Here is a 19,747-nt window from a genome sequence, read left to right on the forward strand (position 1 = left end):
AAAATAAAATTGATTACAATTTATATTTAACTTTCGACTAATAGAAAACAACAATTTAAATAAACATGAATAAGTATTTCTTAGTATTATTACTTTTTTGCAATCTCGTTTTTATTTCTTGTAAAAAAGAAGATTTAAATGAGAGAGAATTTGAGGTAATATGTGAAGCGTCTTCTTATTCGGACACTATTTTCTATATCAATGATGCATTAACTAATATAATCCTTCCGCAGCAGAATTTGAATGGAATTTTTTCTTCTATTCCCGAAGGCCTTGCATTAGATTCGTTAACAGGAGAGATTGATATCAATGCCAGTGAGACAGGATTGAAATACAGAGTCTCTTTTACCCCTGCTAATAGTAATCAGAGTTGTCAATTGGATATCGTAATTTCAGGAGTTAATTATTTAGATAAAATTTATATCTTAGATCAACAAGAACAAATTGCCTTTCCAGTCTTCAACGGAGATTCATCAGGGACATCACCCTGCCCTGAAGACGATGATGATGACGATGATGATTGTAAATTTGATGAAGATGGTCCAGATGGAACAGATTTGTCAGACATTGGAATTGAGGTTAGTGCCTCTACGGGTGAAATTGATTTAGAGCAAACGGTTGCAAATAACGCGTTTGGTATCAACCCAGCTAATGGTTCAACTCTTGATGTGACTTTGTATTACAGATTAAATGACAATAGTTTGAGAGCTTTGAATTCTTTGGACTTAAGGTTATTTTATTTTGAAACATTGACAGAGGTTCCGCAAAGTCTTATAGATGAAGTTGAGGAAAAGAATAACCAACTTTTGGGACTAAGTAATTCAAATTCTTATTTGAATACTAGGCTAGCACAAGATAATTTGAGGGTAAAACCAAGGCCTCCCTATTTGATTATTGTTGCCAGATTACAATAAATTAAGTAACATTGTACAAGTTGAATCAACCTCTGTACAATGTTTCTAAGGATCTTTTTTCTTTTTTTATTTCTATCTATCCAAACGAATAATCCGACAGAAAATGAGACCCTATTAACTAAATATGAAAAGGCAATTTCTTACTATGAACCTCCACAACCAACAAATAAGTCTGATAGCATCGCATTAGATCTTTTTACTCAAATAATGAATGATCCCTTGAATACTTCTCTTTCAAGTGAAGTTATTTTGGATGTCTATGAAAAAGCAGGAAATATTTATTTAATAAATAACGATTTTGAAAAAGCGATATCTGCTTATAGAAAGGGGATATTTTTTAATTACAGTGAAGAAGTATTGGATACATTGTTTTTTGCTAGCAATTTGTTTTTAGGTGAATCATATTATCGAGTTTCAAAGGCTGATAGCAGTATATTCTTCCTGAAAAATGCAGAAAAAATATTAAGTCAAAAGAACTCTAAACTCGAAGCTTCAAGACTCTATAATTCACTTGGAGTAATTTATTATGAATCTGGCAATTATATCCAATCCATTAATTATTTCAATCAAGCTAGAGATCTTTCAGTAGGAGATAAATCGTTCTCGGAATTAGATGAATTTCTTCAATTCGCCGAATACTCTTTTTTAAATAACATCGCTTCATCCTTGATGGGCTTGAGTCAACTAGATAGTGCCTTAAAAATATATCAAGATATGCTCTCTTTTGGGATAAATGATGACCGTGCACTCTCTCAAATTTCGGAAGTCTATCTTGAAAAATTAGAACCCGATTCTGCATTCTATTATTTAAATTCAATTTCTTCAGAAGAAATCAAAAGTTCAATTTCCTTCCAAAATCAATTGGCCGAAGTTTTATATTTGAAAAAAGACTTTGCAGGCTCGAATGAAATTTTAAAAGAATTGGTAAAAACGAAATCAGGTATTAGAGCGAATAATTTTCAACTTGGAAACACCTTTCTACTTTTAGGTAAAATAGCTTTTGAAGAACGAAAATTTGAAGATGCGATCAACTTTTTCCATCAATCAATCATTAGAATAGACGGAGTTTTTGAAGATGAAAATGTGCTGTCCAATCCATCAGAATACAGTTTGGGCTTTGCTACTTTCCAGTTATTTGAAAGTGTGAATAGAAAAGCCAATTCGCTCATGGAACTATATCTTCAGACCAAAGATGAAAAATATAGAAAGTCCTCAATCGAGACCTTTCAAACTGCTTTTAACATTGCTTTTCAAATTGCAAACTATTATGACAATGATGAAGCCAGAATATTTCTTGCTGATTATGCACTGAAAGCTTATGAAAATGCAATCAAATACCTTTATAGTCTTTACCAGATATCTGGAAATTATGAAGATCTTACATTGTTGTTTGAATGGGTGGAAAAAAATAAAGCAACATCATTGGACTTAAGTCTTAAAGAAAAGAAAGTAAAGAGAAACCTTAAATTGCCAGCAGATTTATTGCAGAGGGAAAAAGATTTACAATTTTCAATTTCAAGACTTCAACAGCAAATCTCTGCTACAAATGACAATAATCTAATTGAACAATATCAAGTTGAACTTCGATCTAGTAGACTTGCACTTTCTAGATTGATAGATCAACTCAATGAAATTCCTGAATACATGCAAGCGAAGCTTGCCTATGGGATTTTTGATATAAAAACAATTCAAAACAATATTTTAGATAGGAACTCAGCTTTGGTTTCTTTTTTTGAAACTGATGAAGAAATCTATGTTTTTCTCCTAGACAATAAAAATCTAGCTGTCGATAGAATAGAAAAGAAGGAGGAATTAACAAACAATTTAAAGATATTCAAGAGAGCTTTAAAAGAGTATCAACCAGGAGTACGGTATCAAAAAAGAAACCTGGGAGTGAATTTACAAAAACAGCTTTTATCACTTTCTGATGTTCAATGGAGCAAATACAGCAATTTGATAGTCATTCCACACGGAGTATTGATGGATTTACCTTTTGCAGTATTAGAAACTGAAAGTGGAAAATTCTTGGTCGAACAGTTCACAATCTCTTACCAATATTCAGTAGAATTCTTAACTGAAATAAAAAACTTGAAATTTTCAAAAGAGAAAAAGATCGCTTTTGCACCTTTTTCAACTAATTTTTGGTCTGACGCTGATATTTCTCTAAATCAATTACCTCATTCCCAGATAGAAACTGATGCCATATCCGAAAATAAATTCAGTGATGAATTAGCCACAAAACAGCAGTTTCTGGAAATTGCCCCAAATTCTGGAATTATTCATTTGGCAACACATGCGCTTTCTGATCCCAAAGATCCTAGTCAAGCATTTATAGCTTTTTACCCTGGAGATATTTCAAGTCGGCTTTTTACTCATGAAATTTACAATCTTGACTTAGGAAGTACTTCGCTAGTATTTTTGAGTGCTTGTGAGACAAATGCAGGATTAATCAGTCAAAGTGAGGGTGTTTTGAGTATTTCTCGCGCTTTTTCTTTTGCAGGTTGCTCAAATATCGTCACCACATTATGGAAAGCAGAAGACCTAGCGACAGCATATATTTCAACCAGATTCTATCATCACTTTGACAAGGGAAGTGGATATGCTGATGCATTGCGCTTGGCTCAATTAGACCTTTTAAATGACCCTAAAATGAGTCAATTTCATCACCCATCTTTTTGGAGTCACTTGATTTTTATTGGAGATAGCCAACTATATGAAAATTGGACAACGAATATTTGGTATTTAACAGCAATTCTTCTAGGAGCTATTTTGATTTTATTTTATCTCAAAAAAAATCCACCCCAAAAGGGATGGACTTAATAGGAAATGTTATAAACTTTTCAATTAGTTTTTCAATTAGTTTTTCAATTCTATTTCAATATCTGCAAATTCTTCAATATTGTTTTTGACTCTATTATAGATGCTTCGGTTATTGTCTCTATTAATTAAGATAACGCCATCAACAACTTCAGCATTTTCGAAATCTCCATTTGATACTCCCCTGAACCAGTTTACAGCACTAATTTCAAATAATGCCAAAGGGTTGTTTTGAGCATCAATGATAAAGTATTCATTATCATCCCCTTCTATTTCTACTTCAAAATCAATATCGTCTCCATAGTATTCAAAGACAACAGGAGTTGTAGAACCATCTTCAAATGCATAAGATCCTTCGATATAAATTGATGGTTCATTTCTGTAATCAATCAAGTCAAGTTCTAACTCAATTTTTTTGTATTCTCCAGCTTCTATGTTGATAAAGAAGTCAGTAGATTCGTCAAATTCATCAAAAGTCACTTTTCTAATCTCGTTGAATTTTATTTCAAACTCTTTTTCAAAAGTGCCAATTTCGTTTCTTCCTTCTACTTCAAACTCCAATTCTTTGATTTGAATGAAACCATTTTCGATTGTCAGGTTGCTGTTAGCAACTCTTCCATTTGTAGAACTTGTTCCTCCATTATTCAAAATAAATGCGAAACCTAACCTACCCTCTCCAGTACCTGGAAGTTCATCGTCATTGTTGCAAGATGTGAATGCGAATGCCGCAGCTAATGCAAATGCTGTTAAAATGTTTTTTGTGATTTTCATAATAGTTTTAATTTTAATTTCATGATTTAGTCGAAACCGATACTCATGATGTAATCATTTATCTAGGTTTTTTCAGGAAATTATTTGTCAATAATTGTACCAATTTTTAATCCATTTTAAGACTTTAAGTTTAAATAAATCAGAACTAGTAAAAACCCCATAATAACTGTGATTTTCATCCAAATTTATTTTTTGAAACAATACAAATGCATCATTATATTTTTCTGATTTCAATAATGAAAGACCTAAATAATACTCTGCTTCGTCGTTAAAATACCTTTCGATTATGACTTGATTGAGCTGAATTACACGTTCCAAATATTCAATGGCACTTTCAAAATCTTCGTGTTCATATGCAGCTATGCCAGCCAAGAATACTTCTGCTTGATTTTCGGAGTTTTGAGGAACAGCAGACAGAATTCTTGTCCAAACTTTGTTTTTAAAATCATTTTCTAATTCGCTCAAAGGGATTTCAGATGAACGCATGGTTGATATTTCATAGGGAATGTAATTTTCTTCAATAAGTTGAGATGGTAATTTTTGAATCCAAAAGTTTCCAATTAGTATGAAAAGTGAAATAGACGCGGCCACTCCAATCCACCAAGTGGACGGTTTGATTTTGACAACTTTGATAACTCTGCTTTTGAGATATTCTTTCTGGACTGATTGAATTTGATTTTTCAATCCTGCTAATTCGATGCTTTTTCTAGATATCTTTAATAATTCCAAAAGTTCATTCAACGCTGCATTTTCCTTTAGTTCTTGTAGAAGTAAGTTTTTTTCTTCTTCAGAAAGCTTATTGTCTAAATAGGCATCAAGGCGGGTAATATTTTTATCATCAATCATTTTGGAGCGCATTTTTTACAGATTTAGCCAATATTTCATTCCCATTTACTTTTTCAATTAAGGATTTCAAACACTTATATTTCTTGTTTCTCAAGACTTGCTCGCTTGAAAAATCCTCCTTTTCCATAATATCTTTCATTGACAGGTTTTCATAGTAGAATGAAATTAAAATGCTTTTACACTTCTGACCAATTGATTCAAAAAGTGATAATATCAATTTTTGGTTTTCAATTTTCTCTATTTCTACACTAACTCCTATCACCTCAACATCATTTCCCTGCTCAAATATCTCATGTCTATTCTGAGTGCTTTTTCTTTTCCTTATTTCTGTAATCCAAAGATTTCGCGCGATACTGTAAAGCATAGATTTGACGCCAGCCTCTTTACGAAATCTCCCATCTTGTACCATTTTCACAAAAGCCAAAAACGTGTCTTGAATTACGTCTGCTGCGTCATCCTCGTCTCCACTATTCTTGAGAATTATGCTTTCTAAGAGTCTATAATACGTTGAATACATGTATTCTAAAGCTTTATTTAGCAAGATTCCGCCTGCTTTAATGTCATCAAGAATCGAATCTTCAGAATTAGTTTTATTTATTTTCATTCAGGTCTATTTATAAGTCGAAGTAAGTTTCAAAAAGGTAATAGGAATTTTCATAATTTGTTTAAAGAACAATCTTTTTGCCATAATTCCATTAAAATATTCAGTGGATATCATAAAATCATTTTTTCGGGTTTTTGAGCTCAATTTCCCTTAAATTTGAGATCAAAGAATAAACCTTATGAAAATCACCAAAGACCTGTATCAAGGTTCACTGGCACTTTTGACGGATTTTTATCAACTCACCATGGCTTATGCATATTGGAAGTCTGGTAAGGCAGAACAAGAGGCAGTATTCAATCTTTTTTTTAGAAAGCATCCTTTTCAAAGTGGTTTTACAATAGCAGCTGGTCTTGAGTATGTGGTAGATTTCTGTAACAATTTCTATTTCAAAGATGATGACCTGAGCTACCTTGGTCAAATGAAAAATGCCGACGGCAGCCCTGTATTCGAATCAGCATTTTTAGCTTATTTGAAATCATTGAATTTCACATGTGATATTGATGCAGTAGAAGAAGGCACGGTGGTGTTTCCACATACCCCTTTGATCAGCGTAAAAGGTCCTTTGATACAATGTCAACTTCTCGAGACAGCCTTACTCAATGTTATCAATTTCCAGACTTTAATCGCAACAAAATCTGCTAGGGTGGTACTAGCTGCAAAAGGCGACTCTGTATTGGAATTTGGTCTGAGAAGAGCGCACAAGATTTGCACGAATTGTTTTTTAAACTTCGAGATGAATTTGGTCAATCTTTCGTGATTGTAACGCACAATCAAGAACTTGCTCAAATGGCAGATAGAATGCTAACCATGCAGGATGGGAGAATTGTTTCTGGAATTTAGAAGTGCTGAAAACATTAATTTTTAAATAAATTTAATTACAATAGCCCATAAACATTTGAAGCTTATTTCTTTTGAAGAATTGCCAACATTTCATCCACATGCTTTTTGGATTCAAACAAATCTGAAAATACACCCTGCACAAAATGTTCGCTATCAAGTAGATAAGTTACTCGTTTCGGCATTCTAACAAGTGGAATCAAGGCGTCATAAGCTTTACAAACATCGCCTTTTTGATCGCTTAGAAGATCAAAAGGGAGATTGAATTCCTTTTGAAACTTAAGATGTGAATCAATCGAGTCACGACTGATACCATAAACTGGAATATCTAAGTCTCTAAAAGCAGCAAATTGATCTCTGAAATCACAGGCTTAGGCTGTACAGACCTTTGTGAAATTCTTAGGATAAAAGTAGATGATACAAGCTTTTCCCAAAGCATCTTTATTGAGTGTGAATTTTTCTCCTGAAGTAGAAGGTAAAGTGAAGTTTGGAGCCTTTTGTCCTTTTTTGAGTGCCATTTTGATAATGTAATTGTTGATATCATTGAAGTAACAGGAACTTGTCAACAATGTTTTCTCACATTTAATTGAGGAACTATTCTTTCAACTTTCTCCTTTATCCAAAAACTTTATCCTTTAAATCTTTCTGATCTTGAGTAAGAAAAGTGTTCAGCACATGCTTCTGGCAGGTCTATTATTTTCACTGATGAATGTAGCGGTGAAAATGATTCCTCATATTCCAGCCATAGAAATTATTCTTTTTAGGTCTGTGATGAGTTTTTTTATGACATACTTCGCACTCAAAAGAATCCATGTTCCTCTTCTCGGGAATAATAAAAAATTGCTGATTACACGTGGGATAGCAGGTTCTATTGGCTTAATGGCTTTCTTTTACAACCTTCAAACCATACCTCTTGCTAGCGCAGTTACCATAAATTACTTGGCTCCAATCTTCACGACCATCTTGGGGATTTTTATAGTAAAGGAAAAAGTAGCTAAGAGAAAATACCTCTATTTTGGAGTTTCCTTTATAGGTGTTATTATTATAGAAGGGTTTGATCCAAGGATCACTTCATTCGATTTGGCAATTGGCTTGATAGCATCTTTAGCTATGGGGGTTGCATACAATGTGATTAGAAAACTGAAAAACTCAGAACACCCTCTGGTAATTATGTTTTATTTTCCTTTAATTACAACACCGATTGCAGCTGTACTTTCTTATTTTTATTGGATCACACCTGTGGGAACCGATTGGCTGGTTTTAATCATTGTAGGTGTTTTGACTCAGGCCGCACAATATTTTATGACTTTAGCATATCAGAATGCTAATCTTTCCAAAGTGGCAAGTTTGAGTTATGTTGGAATCATCTATGCATTGAGTTTTGGTTTTTTGATTTTTGATGAGACATATAGTTTGATTACTTACATGGGGATGGTGCTTGTTTTGGCAGGAGTAATTTTGAATGTGACTTCTAAAAAATAATTTAAATGATCTAGAACTTATTTTTCAATACATGGTTATATGCAACTTTGGCAGTTGCTTCAATTCCATGGTTGATAGCTCGACTTATTAAATATCTACGAAAAACTTATCCGATGTGGTGAATCTAATATCAATTGATATTGGAGCTAAGCTAAATTAGATTTTTCTATCATTACTGACAAAGTTTCCTAAATCCTTATTTCATTATATTCAATTAAAATTCCCTTTTATTCAAAATACATAAAGCCGATAGCCCTTTACTTTGCTATTATTACATTGATACCAAGTTCCTCTAATTGCTTGACTAATACCTCTGAGATTTTTTCATCAGTAACCAACGTGTTGATTATATCCAAATCCGATATTTTGCCGAATCCTCTTTTCATAAATTTTGAGGAATCAGAAACTACAATTACTTCTTTTGCGCAGGAAATCATTTTTTTGTTAAGCAATACTTCGGCTACATTCGAGGTGGTGATTCCATAACTGAAATCAATCCCATCAACTCCCAAAAATAGTTTGTCGCATGAAATGTCTTTGAGAAATAATTCGGCATGGTACCCAGCAGTAGAGTTTGAAGAATTTCTAACTTCTCCTCCTAACTGAATGACATTGATTTTTTCCCTTTTGGTCAATTCAAGAGCGACCTTCAATGAAGATGTTATCACTACCAGGTCTAAATCAAACGCTATATGTTCTGCCATAAACTGTACTGTAGTTCCAGAGGCCATGATTATGGTGTCTTGATTTGCAATAAGACCGGAGGCAGTTTTACCGATCATATTTTTTTCATAAAATGAAATTTTTTCTTTTTCCAAAACCGATATTTCCTTCGTGTAAGGGTTGTGCATCGAAGCGCCTCCATAGGTTCTATACAAAAGTCCTTTCTGTTCCAAAAAAGTAAAATCTTTCCTTATTGTTACCGCTGAGATATTTAGCTCTTCGCATAGCTCGTTGACAGAAATATGTTGCTTGTTTTTTAGTTTTTCTAAAATATAGGTATGGCGTTTTATCATATCTGTGTTATTTAATTTATCACCATGCTGCTATTGGTAATTTATCAAGCTAATGTAGTCAATCTTTCCAAAATGCCGAAGGTTACTCGTTGCAATTATACTTTGTAATTAGTACTGGTTATTTTTTTTCAAATGATTTTTTAATAAGTGTCTCCGCTTTCTGCAAGTAGCCAAACGATAGATTGATGGATGAATGAGTTCAAGTTCGGTTGACAGGTTGATCTTGCCTGAATTTGGTTTGCACATTAGTGTCGGGTGTCAGGCTTTGATTCTTCGTTTAATTGGAAATACCTTTTGATACTAGTAGCTATTTGCAATTTAGTTTGAAGTACATTTCTAGCTGCTTAGTTCAGATGACTGTAGACAGTTGATGAGTATCTGGTATCCGCTAATTTTTAATCCTCTTCTTACACAACGTCCAACATTGATGATACTCTATTTTTTTAATTCATGGAACAATTAATCAAAGAGAATCAACTTAAAACTACGCAAAATTTTGAATACTTAATTTATTGTTCTAGTTTTAAAAATGAAAACAAATGAAATTATCGAAACCTAATAAAGATAAAACGAAACTCGATATGAAATTTGATAGAAATGAATCTTTGAGCCATTTAAAAAATGAAGTAGTTTGGGATGTTGTAGTTATAGGAGGTGGGGCTACAGGATTGGGGGTTGCAGTTGATTCAGCTAGTAGAGGATACAAGACAATACTGTTGGAGTCACATGATTTTGCGAAGGGAACTTCAAGTCGTAGTACCAAATTGGTACATGGCGGAGTGCGCTATATGGCAAATGGTGATATTTCATTAGTAAAAGAAGCTCTAAGAGAAAGGGGGTTGTTAGCAAAAAATGCTACTCATCTTTTTAAAAATCAAAGTTTTGTAATTCCAAATTACAATTTTTGGGGAGGGGTTTATTATAAGATTGGGCTTTCGATTTATGATTTATTGGCTGGTAAACTAAGTTTGGGAAGGACCAAATATCTTTCAAAAAGTACAATCCAAAAGTATATTCCTACCATCAATCCTCATAAATTGGCAAATGGTGTGTTATATCAGGATGGACAATTCGATGATGCAAGGTTGGCGATCAATTTAGCTCAAACTGCAGTAGAGCAAGGTGCTGTTGTGTTAAATTATTGTTCTGTTATTGGTTTTGAAAAGGATAAAGAAGGTAAAGTAATAGGAGTTGAAGCGAAAGAAAAAGAAACAGGTGTTGTCTATAAGTTGAAATCAAAAGCAATAGTAAATGCCACTGGTGTTTTCACAAATGAAATCATGCAGATGGACAATCCCGATTCCAAAAAAACAATAATTCCTAGTCAGGGAATCCATTTGGTATTGGATCAATCTTTTTTGCCTTCAAATAAAGCTTTGATGATTCCCAAAACTTCTGACGGTAGGGTACTGTTTGCTGTTCCTTGGCACGGCAAAGTGATTATTGGGACAACAGACACATTGATAAAGGAATGTAGTTATGAACCATACCCTTTGGAAAGGGAGATAGATTTTATTCTTGAGACTGCCCAAAGATTTTTGGTTGGCAAACCTACAAGAAAAGATGTCAAGGCTGTTTTCTCAGGTCTTAGGCCATTGGCAGCGCCATCAGATCAAACAAAAAGCACAAAAGAAATTTCAAGAAGTCACAAAATTATTGTTTCTAAATCAGGTATAGTGAGCATGATAGGAGGGAAATGGACTACTTACAGAAAGATGGCTGAAGAAATAGTTGACAAGCTTATTGCACTTGGGAAATTGGATTTATCAGTATGTAGAACAGAAGAAATTTCTATACATGGAAATTCTGGGAAAACACCAGTAGATTTTTCAAATCCTTATTATGTGTATGGGAGTGATATGGATACTTTGGAAAGACTTAGAAAAGAGAATCCCGAATATCAAGAAAAAATCCATCCAGAATATGCTTACCGATTGGATATGGTAGCCTTTGCCGTAAAGTATGAAATGGCAATTCAGATAGAAGATGTTTTGGCAAGACGACTGCGACTATTGTTTTTGGATGCCAAAGCTGCCCAAGAGAGTGCACCAAAAGTGGCAATTTGTATGGCTAATTTATTGGGAAAAGGCCAAAATTGGATTGATGATCAGCTAGAAAGTTTCAAAGAATTGTCTAATAAATATTTATTGAAATGTTGAATAGTTTAACTGTAAACCTAAAGTAAAATGGAAAAGTATGTTTTAGCCATGGACCAGGGAACTACGAGTTCCCGTTCCATAATTTTTGACAAGAGTGGCAATATCATATCGGTTGCCCAAAAGGAATTTACACAGATATTTCCCAAACCAGGTTGGGTAGAGCATGATCCTATAGAAATCTGGTCAACTCAAGCTGCCGTGACGGCAGAGGCTACTGCTAAAGTTGGTCTAAATGGTAAAAATTTAGCTGCTATTGGGATTACAAACCAAAGAGAAACAGTTTTGGTTTGGGAAAAAAAGACAGGCCAGCCGATTTACAATGCTATAGTTTGGCAAGATAAACGTACGTCAGATTATTGCGAAAAGCTCAAAAGTGATGGGAAAGAAAAAATTGTGAGAGAAAAAACAGGTTTGGTTTTAGATCCCTATTTCTCTGGAACAAAAATTAAATGGATTTTAGATAATGTCGAAGGGGCACGAGAAAGAGCCCAAAATGGAGAGCTCGTATGTGGTACTATAGATACTTGGCTCGTTTGGAATCTCACTAAAGGGGAAACACACGTTACTGACGTCAGTAATGCTTCTAGAACGTTATTGTTTAACATAAACACGCTTCAATGGGATGATGAGCTTCTTCAGCTTTTTGACATTCCAAAAGCAATTTTGCCAGAAGTAAAAGAGAGTAGTGAGATTTACGGTCATACCAAAACCACAATTTTCGCTTCCAAAATACCTATCTCGGGTATAGCAGGTGATCAGCAGGCAGCATTGTTTGGACAACAATGTACCCAAACTGGAATGGTGAAAAATACCTATGGAACTGGTTGTTTTATGCTCATGAATATTGGTGATAAGCCAATTATTTCCAAAAACGGACTGTTGACTACAGTAGCATGGTCTATAAACGGAAAGACCCAATATGCCTTGGAAGGGAGTATTTTTATAGGTGGGGCAGTTGTTCAATGGCTTAGGGACAAGCTAGGAGTAATTCTGAGTTCCAAACAAGTAGAAGAACTAGCAGGAAAAGTGGAAGATACTGAGGGTGTTATTTTTGTGCCGACTTTTGCCGGGTTAGGTGCTCCATACTGGAACTCTTATGCCAGAGGAACTCTATTTGGATTGACAAGGAATACATCAGATGCTCATATTGCTAGAGCTGCTTTGGATGCAATTGCTTATCAGACAATGGATGTACTGCATGCAATGCAAGCTGATAGTGGATTGAAAATCAGAGAACTCCGAGTAGATGGAGGGGCTACAGTCAACAACTTGCTGATGCAATTCCAATCTGATGTAATGGATACCAATGTGATCCGTCCCAAAGTAACAGAAACAACAGCGCTCGGTGCTGCATATTTGGCAGGTTTGGCTGTTGGCTATTGGAAGAATACTGAGGAGATTAGTGAGTTTTGGGTCAAAGATCGAGTTTTTGAACCAAACCCTGATAGAAGTAAGGTTGAAGTTGGTATCGAGAATTGGCATCATGCAATTAAGACGATCCAATTTTGGACAAACAAAGATTTTTAATTTTCAAACAAGTAAATAATAAAAATGATGGAAGCTTACATTTTTGAATTTATTGGAACAGCTATTCTCCTTTTAATGGGTACTGCTGTGGTAGCAAACGTAGTATTGAAAGATACAAAGGGCCATAATAGTGGATGGATCGTGATCACTACAGGTTGGGCATTGGGCGTTTATATTGCTGTTGTTGTAGCAGGCCCATACAGTGGAGCACACCTCAATCCCGCAGTGACGGTCTCACTGGCTGTCATGGGGAGTTTTGATTGGGCTTTAGTGCCAGGATATATTATTGCTCAGATGTCTGGTGCGTTTATAGGTGCATTTTTATGCTGGTTGAATTACAAAGATCATTTTGATCGAACAGAAGATAGCGGGACTAAACTTGCTGTCTTTTCAACAGGGCCAGCTATTAGAAATACCCCTATCAATTTTATTGGAGAGGTAACAGGTACATTTATCTTACTGTTTGTGATTTATTTTATTACTGGTGCGGAGATACAATCTAGTGATGGGGTTACACCGGTAGGTCTTGGGTCTGTTGGTGCTATTCCTGTGGCATTCTTGGTTTGGGTGATTGGTTTGAGTTTGGGTGGTACCACGGGATATGCAATTAATCCAGCCAGAGATTTGGGGCCTAGAATTTTTCACGCAATAGCACCAATTAAATCTAAAGGATCGAGTGACTGGGGGTATGCATGGATTCCTGTCATTGGCCCAATAATAGGTGGGGTTTTGGCAGCTTTAGCAGCAAGTGTTTTACTTTAATTAGTAGGTCCTAAATAGTTTAAAGTTGGAAAGAGAAACTTGGTGACTTGGTTTTGCTAATTGAATTTACAATTCAATATATGACTGGCAAATTGATAAATCCAAAAGCCAATTTGATTTATGTGTTTACAACATAGATTGCAATTCACACTCGATTCTAAATAGACCTTGATAACCATTTAATTTGAACGATATGAAAAAGTTATTTTTATTTACGTGTTTTGTTTTCCATTTATTGAATTGTTTTTCACAGAATTATGATGGGGAAATTGAAAAAACTTCAAATGAATCTGAAAACGAAGAATCCTACAAACCTATTAGCTTAAGTTTTCAAACCAAAACTATGCATTTATGGAGAGCGTTTCGGGTGACTGATAATTTCATGACGGCCACCACTCTTAGTTGGTCTAGCCGAAATGGGAAATGGTCAGCTGGTTTTTGGGGTGGATACTCTTTGGGAAGAACCAGTGGTGTAAGTGACAATAGTAACTATACAGAACTAGATCACTTTATTCAATTTTCTGACAAGGGATTTACAATAGCAATTTGGGATATAAATAACTTCACAAATTATGATACCGATTACTACAATACAAATAGTAGGTTTTATGATTATAGTCGTCAGAGCAGTAGGTTTGTAGATGTCACTTTGGCATATCAATTTCAGAATGAAAATTTTCCATTGAAAATCTCTTCAAGTACAATCGTTTTGGGAAGGGACTATTATATTGAGGAAACCGATCAGAATAATTTAAAGGGTCGTTTTAGTACTTATCTTGAAGTTGGGTTTCCTGTATTCAGAGATCAGTCTGGTGGTACCTTGTATCTAGCAGCTGGAGGTGCTTTTGCATTGGATAATCGAGACGGTCAAAATGACAATTTCTATGCATCTAAGGCGGGTTTGGTAAATGTGAATATGGATTATAGTCGTACAATTAATGTCTTTTCACATCAAATGCCGGTTTCAGCCATGCCGTATTATAACCCGTCAGGCAAGATAGCGGGGCTTCAATTAGCTATTACTTTATTTTAATTCTCACAAACCTGTTGTTTAAATGTGGGTTTTCAATAGGTTTTATCAACAATTGATGTCTACCTAAAAAGAATTGACATTGATTGTTACTTAATTCCATTACGTTGATATTCCCCGTTTGCCACCTATTGGCATTGATTTCTTTTTTAATAACTAAAAAATGGCTGCTTATTGAGTAGCCATTTTTTCTGTGAAGTACTTTTTGTTGATCCAATAAACTCAAATTTTCCCATTTAAATCCTAAATTTGAAGTCAAAGTAAATTTAGCCTATGAAAATCACAAAAGACCTCTACCAAGGTTCCTTGGCACTTTTGACAGACTTTTATCAACTCACAATGGCCTATGCGTATTGGAAGTCGGGAAAAGCTGAACAAGAAGCTATTTTCAACCTTTTTTTTAGAAAAAATCCCTTCCAAAGTGGTTTTACAATAGCCGCAGGTCTGGAATATGTGATAGATTTCTGCAATAATTTCACTTTCAATAAAGGTGATTTGGACTATTTGAGTGAGATGAAAAACTCTGACGGAACGGTGGTTTTTGAGTCGGATTTTATTGAATATTTGAGAGAAATGAGATTCACTTGCGATTTGGAAGCGGTGGAAGAGGGGACGGTTATTTTTCCGCACACACCTTTGATCAAAGTCAAAGGCCCATTGATCCAATGTCAGCTTTTGGAAACGGCTTTGTTGAATATCACCAATTTCCAAACCTTAATAGCAACTAAAGCGGCAAGGGTAGCATTGGCAGCAAAAGGTGACTCTGTTTTGGAATTTGGTCTGAGAAGGGCACAAGGAATTGATGGTGCTTTGGCAGCAAGTCGTGCCTCTTTTATTGGAGGTTGCTCTGCCACGAGTAATGTGATGGCAGGAAAGCTCTTCGGAATACCTGTTTCTGGAACACATGCGCACAGTTGGATCATGTCTTTTGATACAGAACTGGAAGCATTCAAAGCCTATGCTGATGCTTTTCCTGATAAGTGTATTTTTCTTGTCGATACCTATGATACTATCAATGGAATTCGTAACGCAATAGAAGTGGGTAAGATTTTAAGAGAAAAAGGTAAGGAAATGCTTGGAGTAAGAATTGATTCTGGCGATTTAGCTTACTTTTCAAATATAGCTAGGGAGATGTTAGATGAAGCTGGTTTTGAGGAAGCCAAAGTGGTAGCAAGCAATGATTTGGACGAACATATCATCACTTCTCTAAAAATCCAAGATGCTTCTGTAAGTATATGGGGAGTAGGAACTAAGCTGGTAACTGCATACGATCAACCTGCTCTAGGAGCAGTTTATAAATTAGCTGCAATCAAAAATGAAACAGGAGATTGGGAACCCAAAGTAAAGGTTTCCCAGCAGTCTATTAAGATTAACGTCCCCGGAGAACATCAGGTCAGCAGATTTTTAAAAAATGGGAGAGCAGTAGCAGATATGATTTTTCTTCCAGAATATAGAAAAGGGAAAATTTCTGCAACCATCATTGACCCCATAGACCCTACAAAAAGAAAGCGAATCAGTTTTGAGGATTTTGAGGAAGTCAGCTTGTTAAAGCCGATTTTTAAAAAAGGAAAGCAAGTTTATAATTGCCCTGAGATCAATGTCATCAAACAAAAGACCCAAGATAATTTATTACACTTCGATAAAACCCATAAGCGATTGACAAATCCACATGTCTATCCAGTAGGACTAGAAGAAAATCTCTATCAAATTAGAACAGACCTAGTTTTCAAAATGAAGAATTATGACAAAGAATAAAAAAATCATCTTCTCAACACAAGCTTATAGTTACCTTAAAGAAAGGGTTTTGAAAGCTGGAGATTTTGAGATGGGTGAAATTGAAGTCAAGCAGTTTCCAGATGGTGAGCGCTATCAGCGGATTTTGACGAATGTTTATGAGAAAAATGTAGTCTTAATCGGTGGGACAATTTCTGATTCAGACACTTTAGAAATATATGATTTAGCACATGCATTGATCAAATATGGAGCAAAATCAATCTTTATCATTTTTCCATATTTTGGTTATTCCACCATGGAGCGTGCAGTCAAAAAAGGAGAAGTGGTCACTGCAAAATCCAGAGCAGTGATGTTTTCTTCTCTTCCTAGAACGAGTCAAGGCAATCATTTCATGTTTTTTGATTTACACTCGGAAGGAATTCCACATTATTTTGAAGGCCAAGTTTTGATCAACCATGTGTATTGCAAGTCAATTGTAACTAAAGTGGCATTGGAGTTGGCAGCGCCAGGGTTTGTAATGGCTTGTACAGATGCTGGGAGAGCTAAATGGGTAGAATCTCTAGCCAATGACATGGGAGTAAATGCAGCCTTTGTATTCAAGAGAAGAGTTTCGGGAGATAAAACTGAAGTAACAAGCATCTCAGCAGATGTAGAAGGAAAAGATGTAGTTATCTATGATGATATGATTCGAACAGGTGGTTCTCTAATCAATGCGGCGAAAGCATATAAAGAAGCTGGAGCAAATAGAATTTTCACCATCACCACACATGGGCTTTTTAATAATGATGCCTTGGCGAAAATTAAAGCTTCCGGAGTGATAGAGAAAGTAATATCAACCGACACACATATCAATAGTTATGCTTTGGAATCTGACTTGTTGAGAGTTGAAAGCATAGCTGATTTGATCGTAGAGGAGCTGAAGTGAGAAGTAAGATTTAAGATGCAATAGACAAGACATAAGATTCAAGATATAAGACTTAATAATAAAAGTGAAAATACAATCAACAACGTAGTGGTTAAACTTTCAATAGCCCCGAATGAAATGCGGGGAACAAAGATTATTGATAGGAACAACAACCCTGGGAAGGGTTGAACTTCTTTAAATTAAAGAAAAGACGGGATCTATTTTCAGGACTTAATCAAAGACTCAAAATAATACCTTAATTCTTAAAACTGATTTAAACACAAAGAAAACCATGAAAGCATTAATAATAGTAGATGTACAAAATGATTTTCTTCCTGGAGGGGCTTTAGCCGTCGCAGAAGGGGATCAGATCATTCCAATAGTTAATGGAATTCAGGCTAAGTTTGATTTTATCGTCGCTACTCAAGACTGGCATCCTGAAGATCATGGAAGTTTTGCAATCAATCATCCCGATAAAAATGTCGGTGACTTTGTAGATCTGAATGGCGTCAATCAAATCCTGTGGCCTGTGCATTGTGTTCAAGGGAGCTTTGGAGCAGAATTCCATGCTGATCTGAATCAAGATAATTGGCAGGCGATTTTTCGAAAAGGGACAAACCCAAAGGTGGATTCTTATTCTGGTTTTTTTGATAACAATAGACAAGGAGATACTGGCTTAAGCAAGTTCCTTAAAGATCAAGGAGTTCAGGAAATCTTTGTTTGCGGATTGGCAGAAGATTACTGTGTGAAATTCACCGTTTTGGATGGGTTGGCTGAGGGGTTTGATGTGTATTTGATTTTGGACGCTACACGCGCCGTGAACATCCATCCTGATGATTTCTCAAAAGCCATGATAGAAATGGAAAATGCTGGAGCAACAATCACTCATTCTGATTCCATTTGAAAAGAATTGTGACCGTTAGCACAGATTAAAGATTGTAGTTGGAGTAATTTTGAGCAACTTTGAGCAACTTAAAAATAATGGAATTAAAGCTTTACACCAACTATGAAAAAATTATCTATCCTTACAATTTTTCTTTTCGCCTATTTGAATGCTTCACAGTTGACTGCTCAAAGTTATCGTACGAGCGAAAATAATTCAATTGGATGGTATGCTGCCTTTCTTACATATAATCTCAATGATAAATGGAGCATTCATGGTGAATTTCAATGGAGAAGAACAGAGATCATTTCGGAAGGAAAGCAAAATCTTTATCGAACAGGAATCAATTATAAAATTCATCCAAATGTGATTTTAAGATCGGGTTTTGCTTACATAGATACCTATCCTTATGGAAAAATTCCAATCCAAAGTGCCGGAAAAACCTTTCCAGAGTACAGAACCTATCAAATGGCTCAGGTCAGCAATCCGCTGGGTAATATTATGCTAACCCACAGGTTTATGCTAGAACAACGATGGGTAGGTATTTTTACTGATTCTAACTTATCCAAATCAGATGATCAGGTATATCTCAACAGAGCTCGGTATATGGCTCGATTAGATATTCCTCTTGGAATCTCTTCGGTTGAAAAAAAGGTGCCTTACCTAGCCGTTTACGATGAAATGTTTATCGGTTTTGGAAAAAATGTAAATCAAAATATTTTTGATCAAAATAGGATTGGTCTGCTGATAGGACATAAATTCAACAAAGAAATCCGTTCTGAAATAGGCTTTATCAGTCAAACAGTTCAATTTGGAAGACTAATAAATGCTCAAGAGTATATGCAATATAACAATGGTCTTATTTGGAATACTTACATCACGCTTTAAATCAAAAATGGTCTGAACTTTCAGACCATTTTTGATTATAGAATTTTCTCTATTGTAATTTTATTTCCTCTAAACTCACCTGACTCACCTTCTTTTAATCCCCAAAGTGAAGTAATTAACGGAGAGTCTTTTGAGACCAGCTGATAGTCAATTCCGTCAAAAGAAACCTTACCCATTGGAGTGGATACCCAAATCCAGCCCATCGGTACTTTGATCAAAGCTCCTTCATCGACAATTTGCATTGGCTTAACTGGGACAGCATTGATCTGATTGAGCATCATCTTGGAAGATGAAAGCTGCTTCTGAAGAAGTGTGCGATTTTGATTGAGCATCTCTTGATGAGTTTCATACTTGTCACCAGCTGAACTTTTCTCCTCAACTTCAGAAGATTCCTGAAGATCACTGAGCTGCTTTTGAATATCGGCGATTTGATCTTTAAGTATCTGCTGAGATTTGGCCAATATGGCTGCCTTGGTTTCTTGACTTGGTGTATTCATGAGGCAAAAATAAAATAAAAAAAACAGGAAATTCACATGAACTTCCTGTTTCTAATGAAATAACCCAAATAAATAA

16 protein-coding genes and 3 pseudogenes are annotated in these 19,747 nt (G+C 35.2%); 13 read left to right on the forward strand and 6 right to left on the reverse strand.

Annotation, left to right across the window (positions count from 1 at the left end; genetic code table 11):
- Nucleotides 1-65 precede the first annotated feature (65 nt).
- Nucleotides 66-914 (forward strand): hypothetical protein, encoded by an 849-nt coding sequence (locus tag BELBA_RS12090; RefSeq protein WP_014772982.1) that lies wholly within the window; start codon nt 66-68, stop codon nt 912-914.
- Nucleotides 915-953: 39 nt separating this feature from the next.
- A complete protein-coding gene (locus BELBA_RS12095; RefSeq protein WP_014772983.1) occupies nt 954-3,734 on the forward strand; it encodes a CHAT domain-containing protein in 2,781 nt (926 codons plus the stop codon).
- Between the two features lie 36 nt (nt 3,735-3,770).
- Here BELBA_RS12095 and BELBA_RS12100 read toward each other — a convergent pair whose 3' ends face one another.
- The 3 genes from BELBA_RS12100 to BELBA_RS12110 all read right to left on the reverse strand — a co-directional run bounded on the left by BELBA_RS12100 (nt 3,771) and on the right by BELBA_RS12110 (nt 5,952).
- Nucleotides 3,771-4,502: a hypothetical protein gene (locus BELBA_RS12100; protein WP_014772984.1), complete on the reverse strand. Its 732-nt coding sequence runs from the start codon at nt 4,500-4,502 to the stop codon at nt 3,771-3,773.
- An 87-nt stretch (nt 4,503-4,589) separates the two neighbouring features.
- Nucleotides 4,590-5,348, reverse strand: a complete 759-nt coding sequence (locus BELBA_RS12105) for a tetratricopeptide repeat protein (RefSeq protein WP_014772985.1) — start codon at nt 5,346-5,348, stop codon at nt 4,590-4,592.
- Nucleotides 5,341-5,952 carry an RNA polymerase sigma factor gene (locus BELBA_RS12110; protein WP_014772986.1) on the reverse strand — a complete coding sequence of 204 codons (612 nt, stop codon included), beginning with the start codon at nt 5,950-5,952 and terminating at the stop codon, nt 5,341-5,343. Before BELBA_RS12110 ends, BELBA_RS12105 begins: the two co-directional genes overlap by 8 nt.
- A 178-nt stretch (nt 5,953-6,130) precedes the next feature.
- On the opposite strand from BELBA_RS12110, the pseudogene BELBA_RS12115 reads away from it, so the two are divergent.
- Together BELBA_RS12115 and BELBA_RS20160 are read left to right on the forward strand one after the other, a co-directional pair.
- Nucleotides 6,131-6,658 (forward strand): annotated as a pseudogene (locus BELBA_RS12115) (nicotinate phosphoribosyltransferase); the annotation flags it as partial.
- Nucleotides 6,643-6,792: pseudogene (locus BELBA_RS20160) on the forward strand (lipoprotein-releasing system ATP-binding protein LolD); the annotation flags it as partial. The pseudogenes BELBA_RS12115 and BELBA_RS20160, both read left to right, overlap by 16 nt.
- A 62-nt stretch (nt 6,793-6,854) precedes the next feature.
- Here the strand turns inward: BELBA_RS20160 and BELBA_RS12120 are convergent.
- Nucleotides 6,855-7,307 (reverse strand): annotated as a pseudogene (locus tag BELBA_RS12120) (peroxiredoxin).
- A 157-nt stretch (nt 7,308-7,464) separates the two neighbouring features.
- Between BELBA_RS12120 and BELBA_RS12125 the strand changes: the two are divergent.
- Nucleotides 7,465-8,271, forward strand: a complete 807-nt coding sequence (locus tag BELBA_RS12125; RefSeq protein ID WP_041779347.1) for a DMT family transporter — start codon at nt 7,465-7,467, stop codon at nt 8,269-8,271.
- A 257-nt stretch (nt 8,272-8,528) separates the two neighbouring features.
- Here BELBA_RS12125 and BELBA_RS12130 read toward each other — a convergent pair whose 3' ends face one another.
- Entirely contained in the window at nt 8,529-9,287 is a 759-nt protein-coding gene (locus BELBA_RS12130; RefSeq protein WP_014772989.1) for a DeoR/GlpR family DNA-binding transcription regulator, read from the reverse strand.
- A gap of 539 nt (nt 9,288-9,826) precedes the next feature.
- Between BELBA_RS12130 and BELBA_RS12135 the strand changes: the two genes are divergently transcribed.
- From BELBA_RS12135 to BELBA_RS12175, 8 genes are all read left to right on the forward strand, one after another.
- A complete protein-coding gene (locus tag BELBA_RS12135) occupies nt 9,827-11,446 on the forward strand; it encodes a glycerol-3-phosphate dehydrogenase/oxidase (protein WP_014772990.1) in 1,620 nt (539 codons plus the stop codon).
- Nucleotides 11,447-11,473: 27 nt separating this feature from the next.
- Entirely contained in the window at nt 11,474-12,973 is a 1,500-nt protein-coding gene (gene glpK, locus BELBA_RS12140) for a glycerol kinase GlpK (protein WP_014772991.1), read from the forward strand.
- A gap of 27 nt (nt 12,974-13,000) precedes the next feature.
- On the forward strand, nt 13,001-13,735 hold the full coding sequence (locus tag BELBA_RS12145) for an MIP/aquaporin family protein (protein ID WP_014772992.1): 735 nt from the start codon (nt 13,001-13,003) through the stop codon (nt 13,733-13,735).
- A gap of 193 nt (nt 13,736-13,928) precedes the next feature.
- Nucleotides 13,929-14,768: a hypothetical protein gene (locus tag BELBA_RS12150; RefSeq protein ID WP_014772993.1), complete on the forward strand. Its 840-nt coding sequence runs from the start codon at nt 13,929-13,931 to the stop codon at nt 14,766-14,768.
- 270 nt (nt 14,769-15,038) lie between these two features.
- Nucleotides 15,039-16,520 (forward strand): nicotinate phosphoribosyltransferase, encoded by a 1,482-nt coding sequence (locus BELBA_RS12160; protein WP_014772994.1) that lies wholly within the window; start codon nt 15,039-15,041, stop codon nt 16,518-16,520.
- Entirely contained in the window at nt 16,507-17,424 is a 918-nt protein-coding gene (prs, locus tag BELBA_RS12165; RefSeq protein ID WP_014772995.1) for a ribose-phosphate diphosphokinase, read from the forward strand. Before BELBA_RS12160 ends, prs begins: the two co-directional genes overlap by 14 nt.
- A 271-nt stretch (nt 17,425-17,695) precedes the next feature.
- Nucleotides 17,696-18,307, forward strand: a complete 612-nt coding sequence (gene pncA, locus BELBA_RS12170) for a bifunctional nicotinamidase/pyrazinamidase (RefSeq protein ID WP_014772996.1) — start codon at nt 17,696-17,698, stop codon at nt 18,305-18,307.
- Between the two features lie 102 nt (nt 18,308-18,409).
- Entirely contained in the window at nt 18,410-19,174 is a 765-nt protein-coding gene (locus BELBA_RS12175; RefSeq protein ID WP_014772997.1) for a DUF2490 domain-containing protein, read from the forward strand.
- 35 nt (nt 19,175-19,209) lie between these two features.
- Here the strand turns inward: BELBA_RS12175 and BELBA_RS12180 are convergent, their stop codons facing one another.
- The gene (locus BELBA_RS12180; protein WP_014772998.1) at nt 19,210-19,671 is read right to left on the reverse strand and encodes a hypothetical protein; all 462 of its coding nucleotides are present in this window, start codon (nt 19,669-19,671) and stop codon (nt 19,210-19,212) included.
- Nucleotides 19,672-19,747: the final 76 nt, after the last annotated feature.

The sequence above is a fragment of the Belliella baltica DSM 15883 genome (assembly GCF_000265405.1).
Taxonomy (GTDB): domain Bacteria; phylum Bacteroidota; class Bacteroidia; order Cytophagales; family Cyclobacteriaceae; genus Belliella; species Belliella baltica.

Excerpts from the sequence above, each read along its gene's own strand:
- BELBA_RS12090 (WP_014772982.1), top strand. The coding sequence starts at position 66 with ATGAATAAGTATTTCTTAGTATTATTACTTTTTTGCAATCTCGTTTTT.
- BELBA_RS12095 (WP_014772983.1), top strand. The coding sequence starts at position 954 with ATGTTTCTAAGGATCTTTTTTCTTTTTTTATTTCTATCTATCCAAACG.
- BELBA_RS12100 (WP_014772984.1), bottom strand. The coding sequence starts at position 4,502 with ATGAAAATCACAAAAAACATTTTAACAGCATTTGCATTAGCTGCGGCA.
- BELBA_RS12105 (WP_014772985.1), bottom strand. The coding sequence starts at position 5,348 with ATGATTGATGATAAAAATATTACCCGCCTTGATGCCTATTTAGACAAT.
- BELBA_RS12110 (WP_014772986.1), bottom strand. The coding sequence starts at position 5,952 with ATGAAAATAAATAAAACTAATTCTGAAGATTCGATTCTTGATGACATT.
- BELBA_RS12125 (WP_041779347.1), top strand. The coding sequence starts at position 7,465 with ATGCTTCTGGCAGGTCTATTATTTTCACTGATGAATGTAGCGGTGAAA.
- BELBA_RS12130 (WP_014772989.1), bottom strand. The coding sequence starts at position 9,287 with ATGATAAAACGCCATACCTATATTTTAGAAAAACTAAAAAACAAGCAA.
- BELBA_RS12135 (WP_014772990.1), top strand. The coding sequence starts at position 9,827 with ATGAAATTATCGAAACCTAATAAAGATAAAACGAAACTCGATATGAAA.
- glpK (WP_014772991.1), top strand. The coding sequence starts at position 11,474 with ATGGAAAAGTATGTTTTAGCCATGGACCAGGGAACTACGAGTTCCCGT.
- BELBA_RS12145 (WP_014772992.1), top strand. The coding sequence starts at position 13,001 with ATGGAAGCTTACATTTTTGAATTTATTGGAACAGCTATTCTCCTTTTA.
- BELBA_RS12150 (WP_014772993.1), top strand. The coding sequence starts at position 13,929 with ATGAAAAAGTTATTTTTATTTACGTGTTTTGTTTTCCATTTATTGAAT.
- BELBA_RS12160 (WP_014772994.1), top strand. The coding sequence starts at position 15,039 with ATGAAAATCACAAAAGACCTCTACCAAGGTTCCTTGGCACTTTTGACA.
- prs (WP_014772995.1), top strand. The coding sequence starts at position 16,507 with ATGACAAAGAATAAAAAAATCATCTTCTCAACACAAGCTTATAGTTAC.
- pncA (WP_014772996.1), top strand. The coding sequence starts at position 17,696 with ATGAAAGCATTAATAATAGTAGATGTACAAAATGATTTTCTTCCTGGA.
- BELBA_RS12175 (WP_014772997.1), top strand. The coding sequence starts at position 18,410 with ATGAAAAAATTATCTATCCTTACAATTTTTCTTTTCGCCTATTTGAAT.
- BELBA_RS12180 (WP_014772998.1), bottom strand. The coding sequence starts at position 19,671 with ATGAATACACCAAGTCAAGAAACCAAGGCAGCCATATTGGCCAAATCT.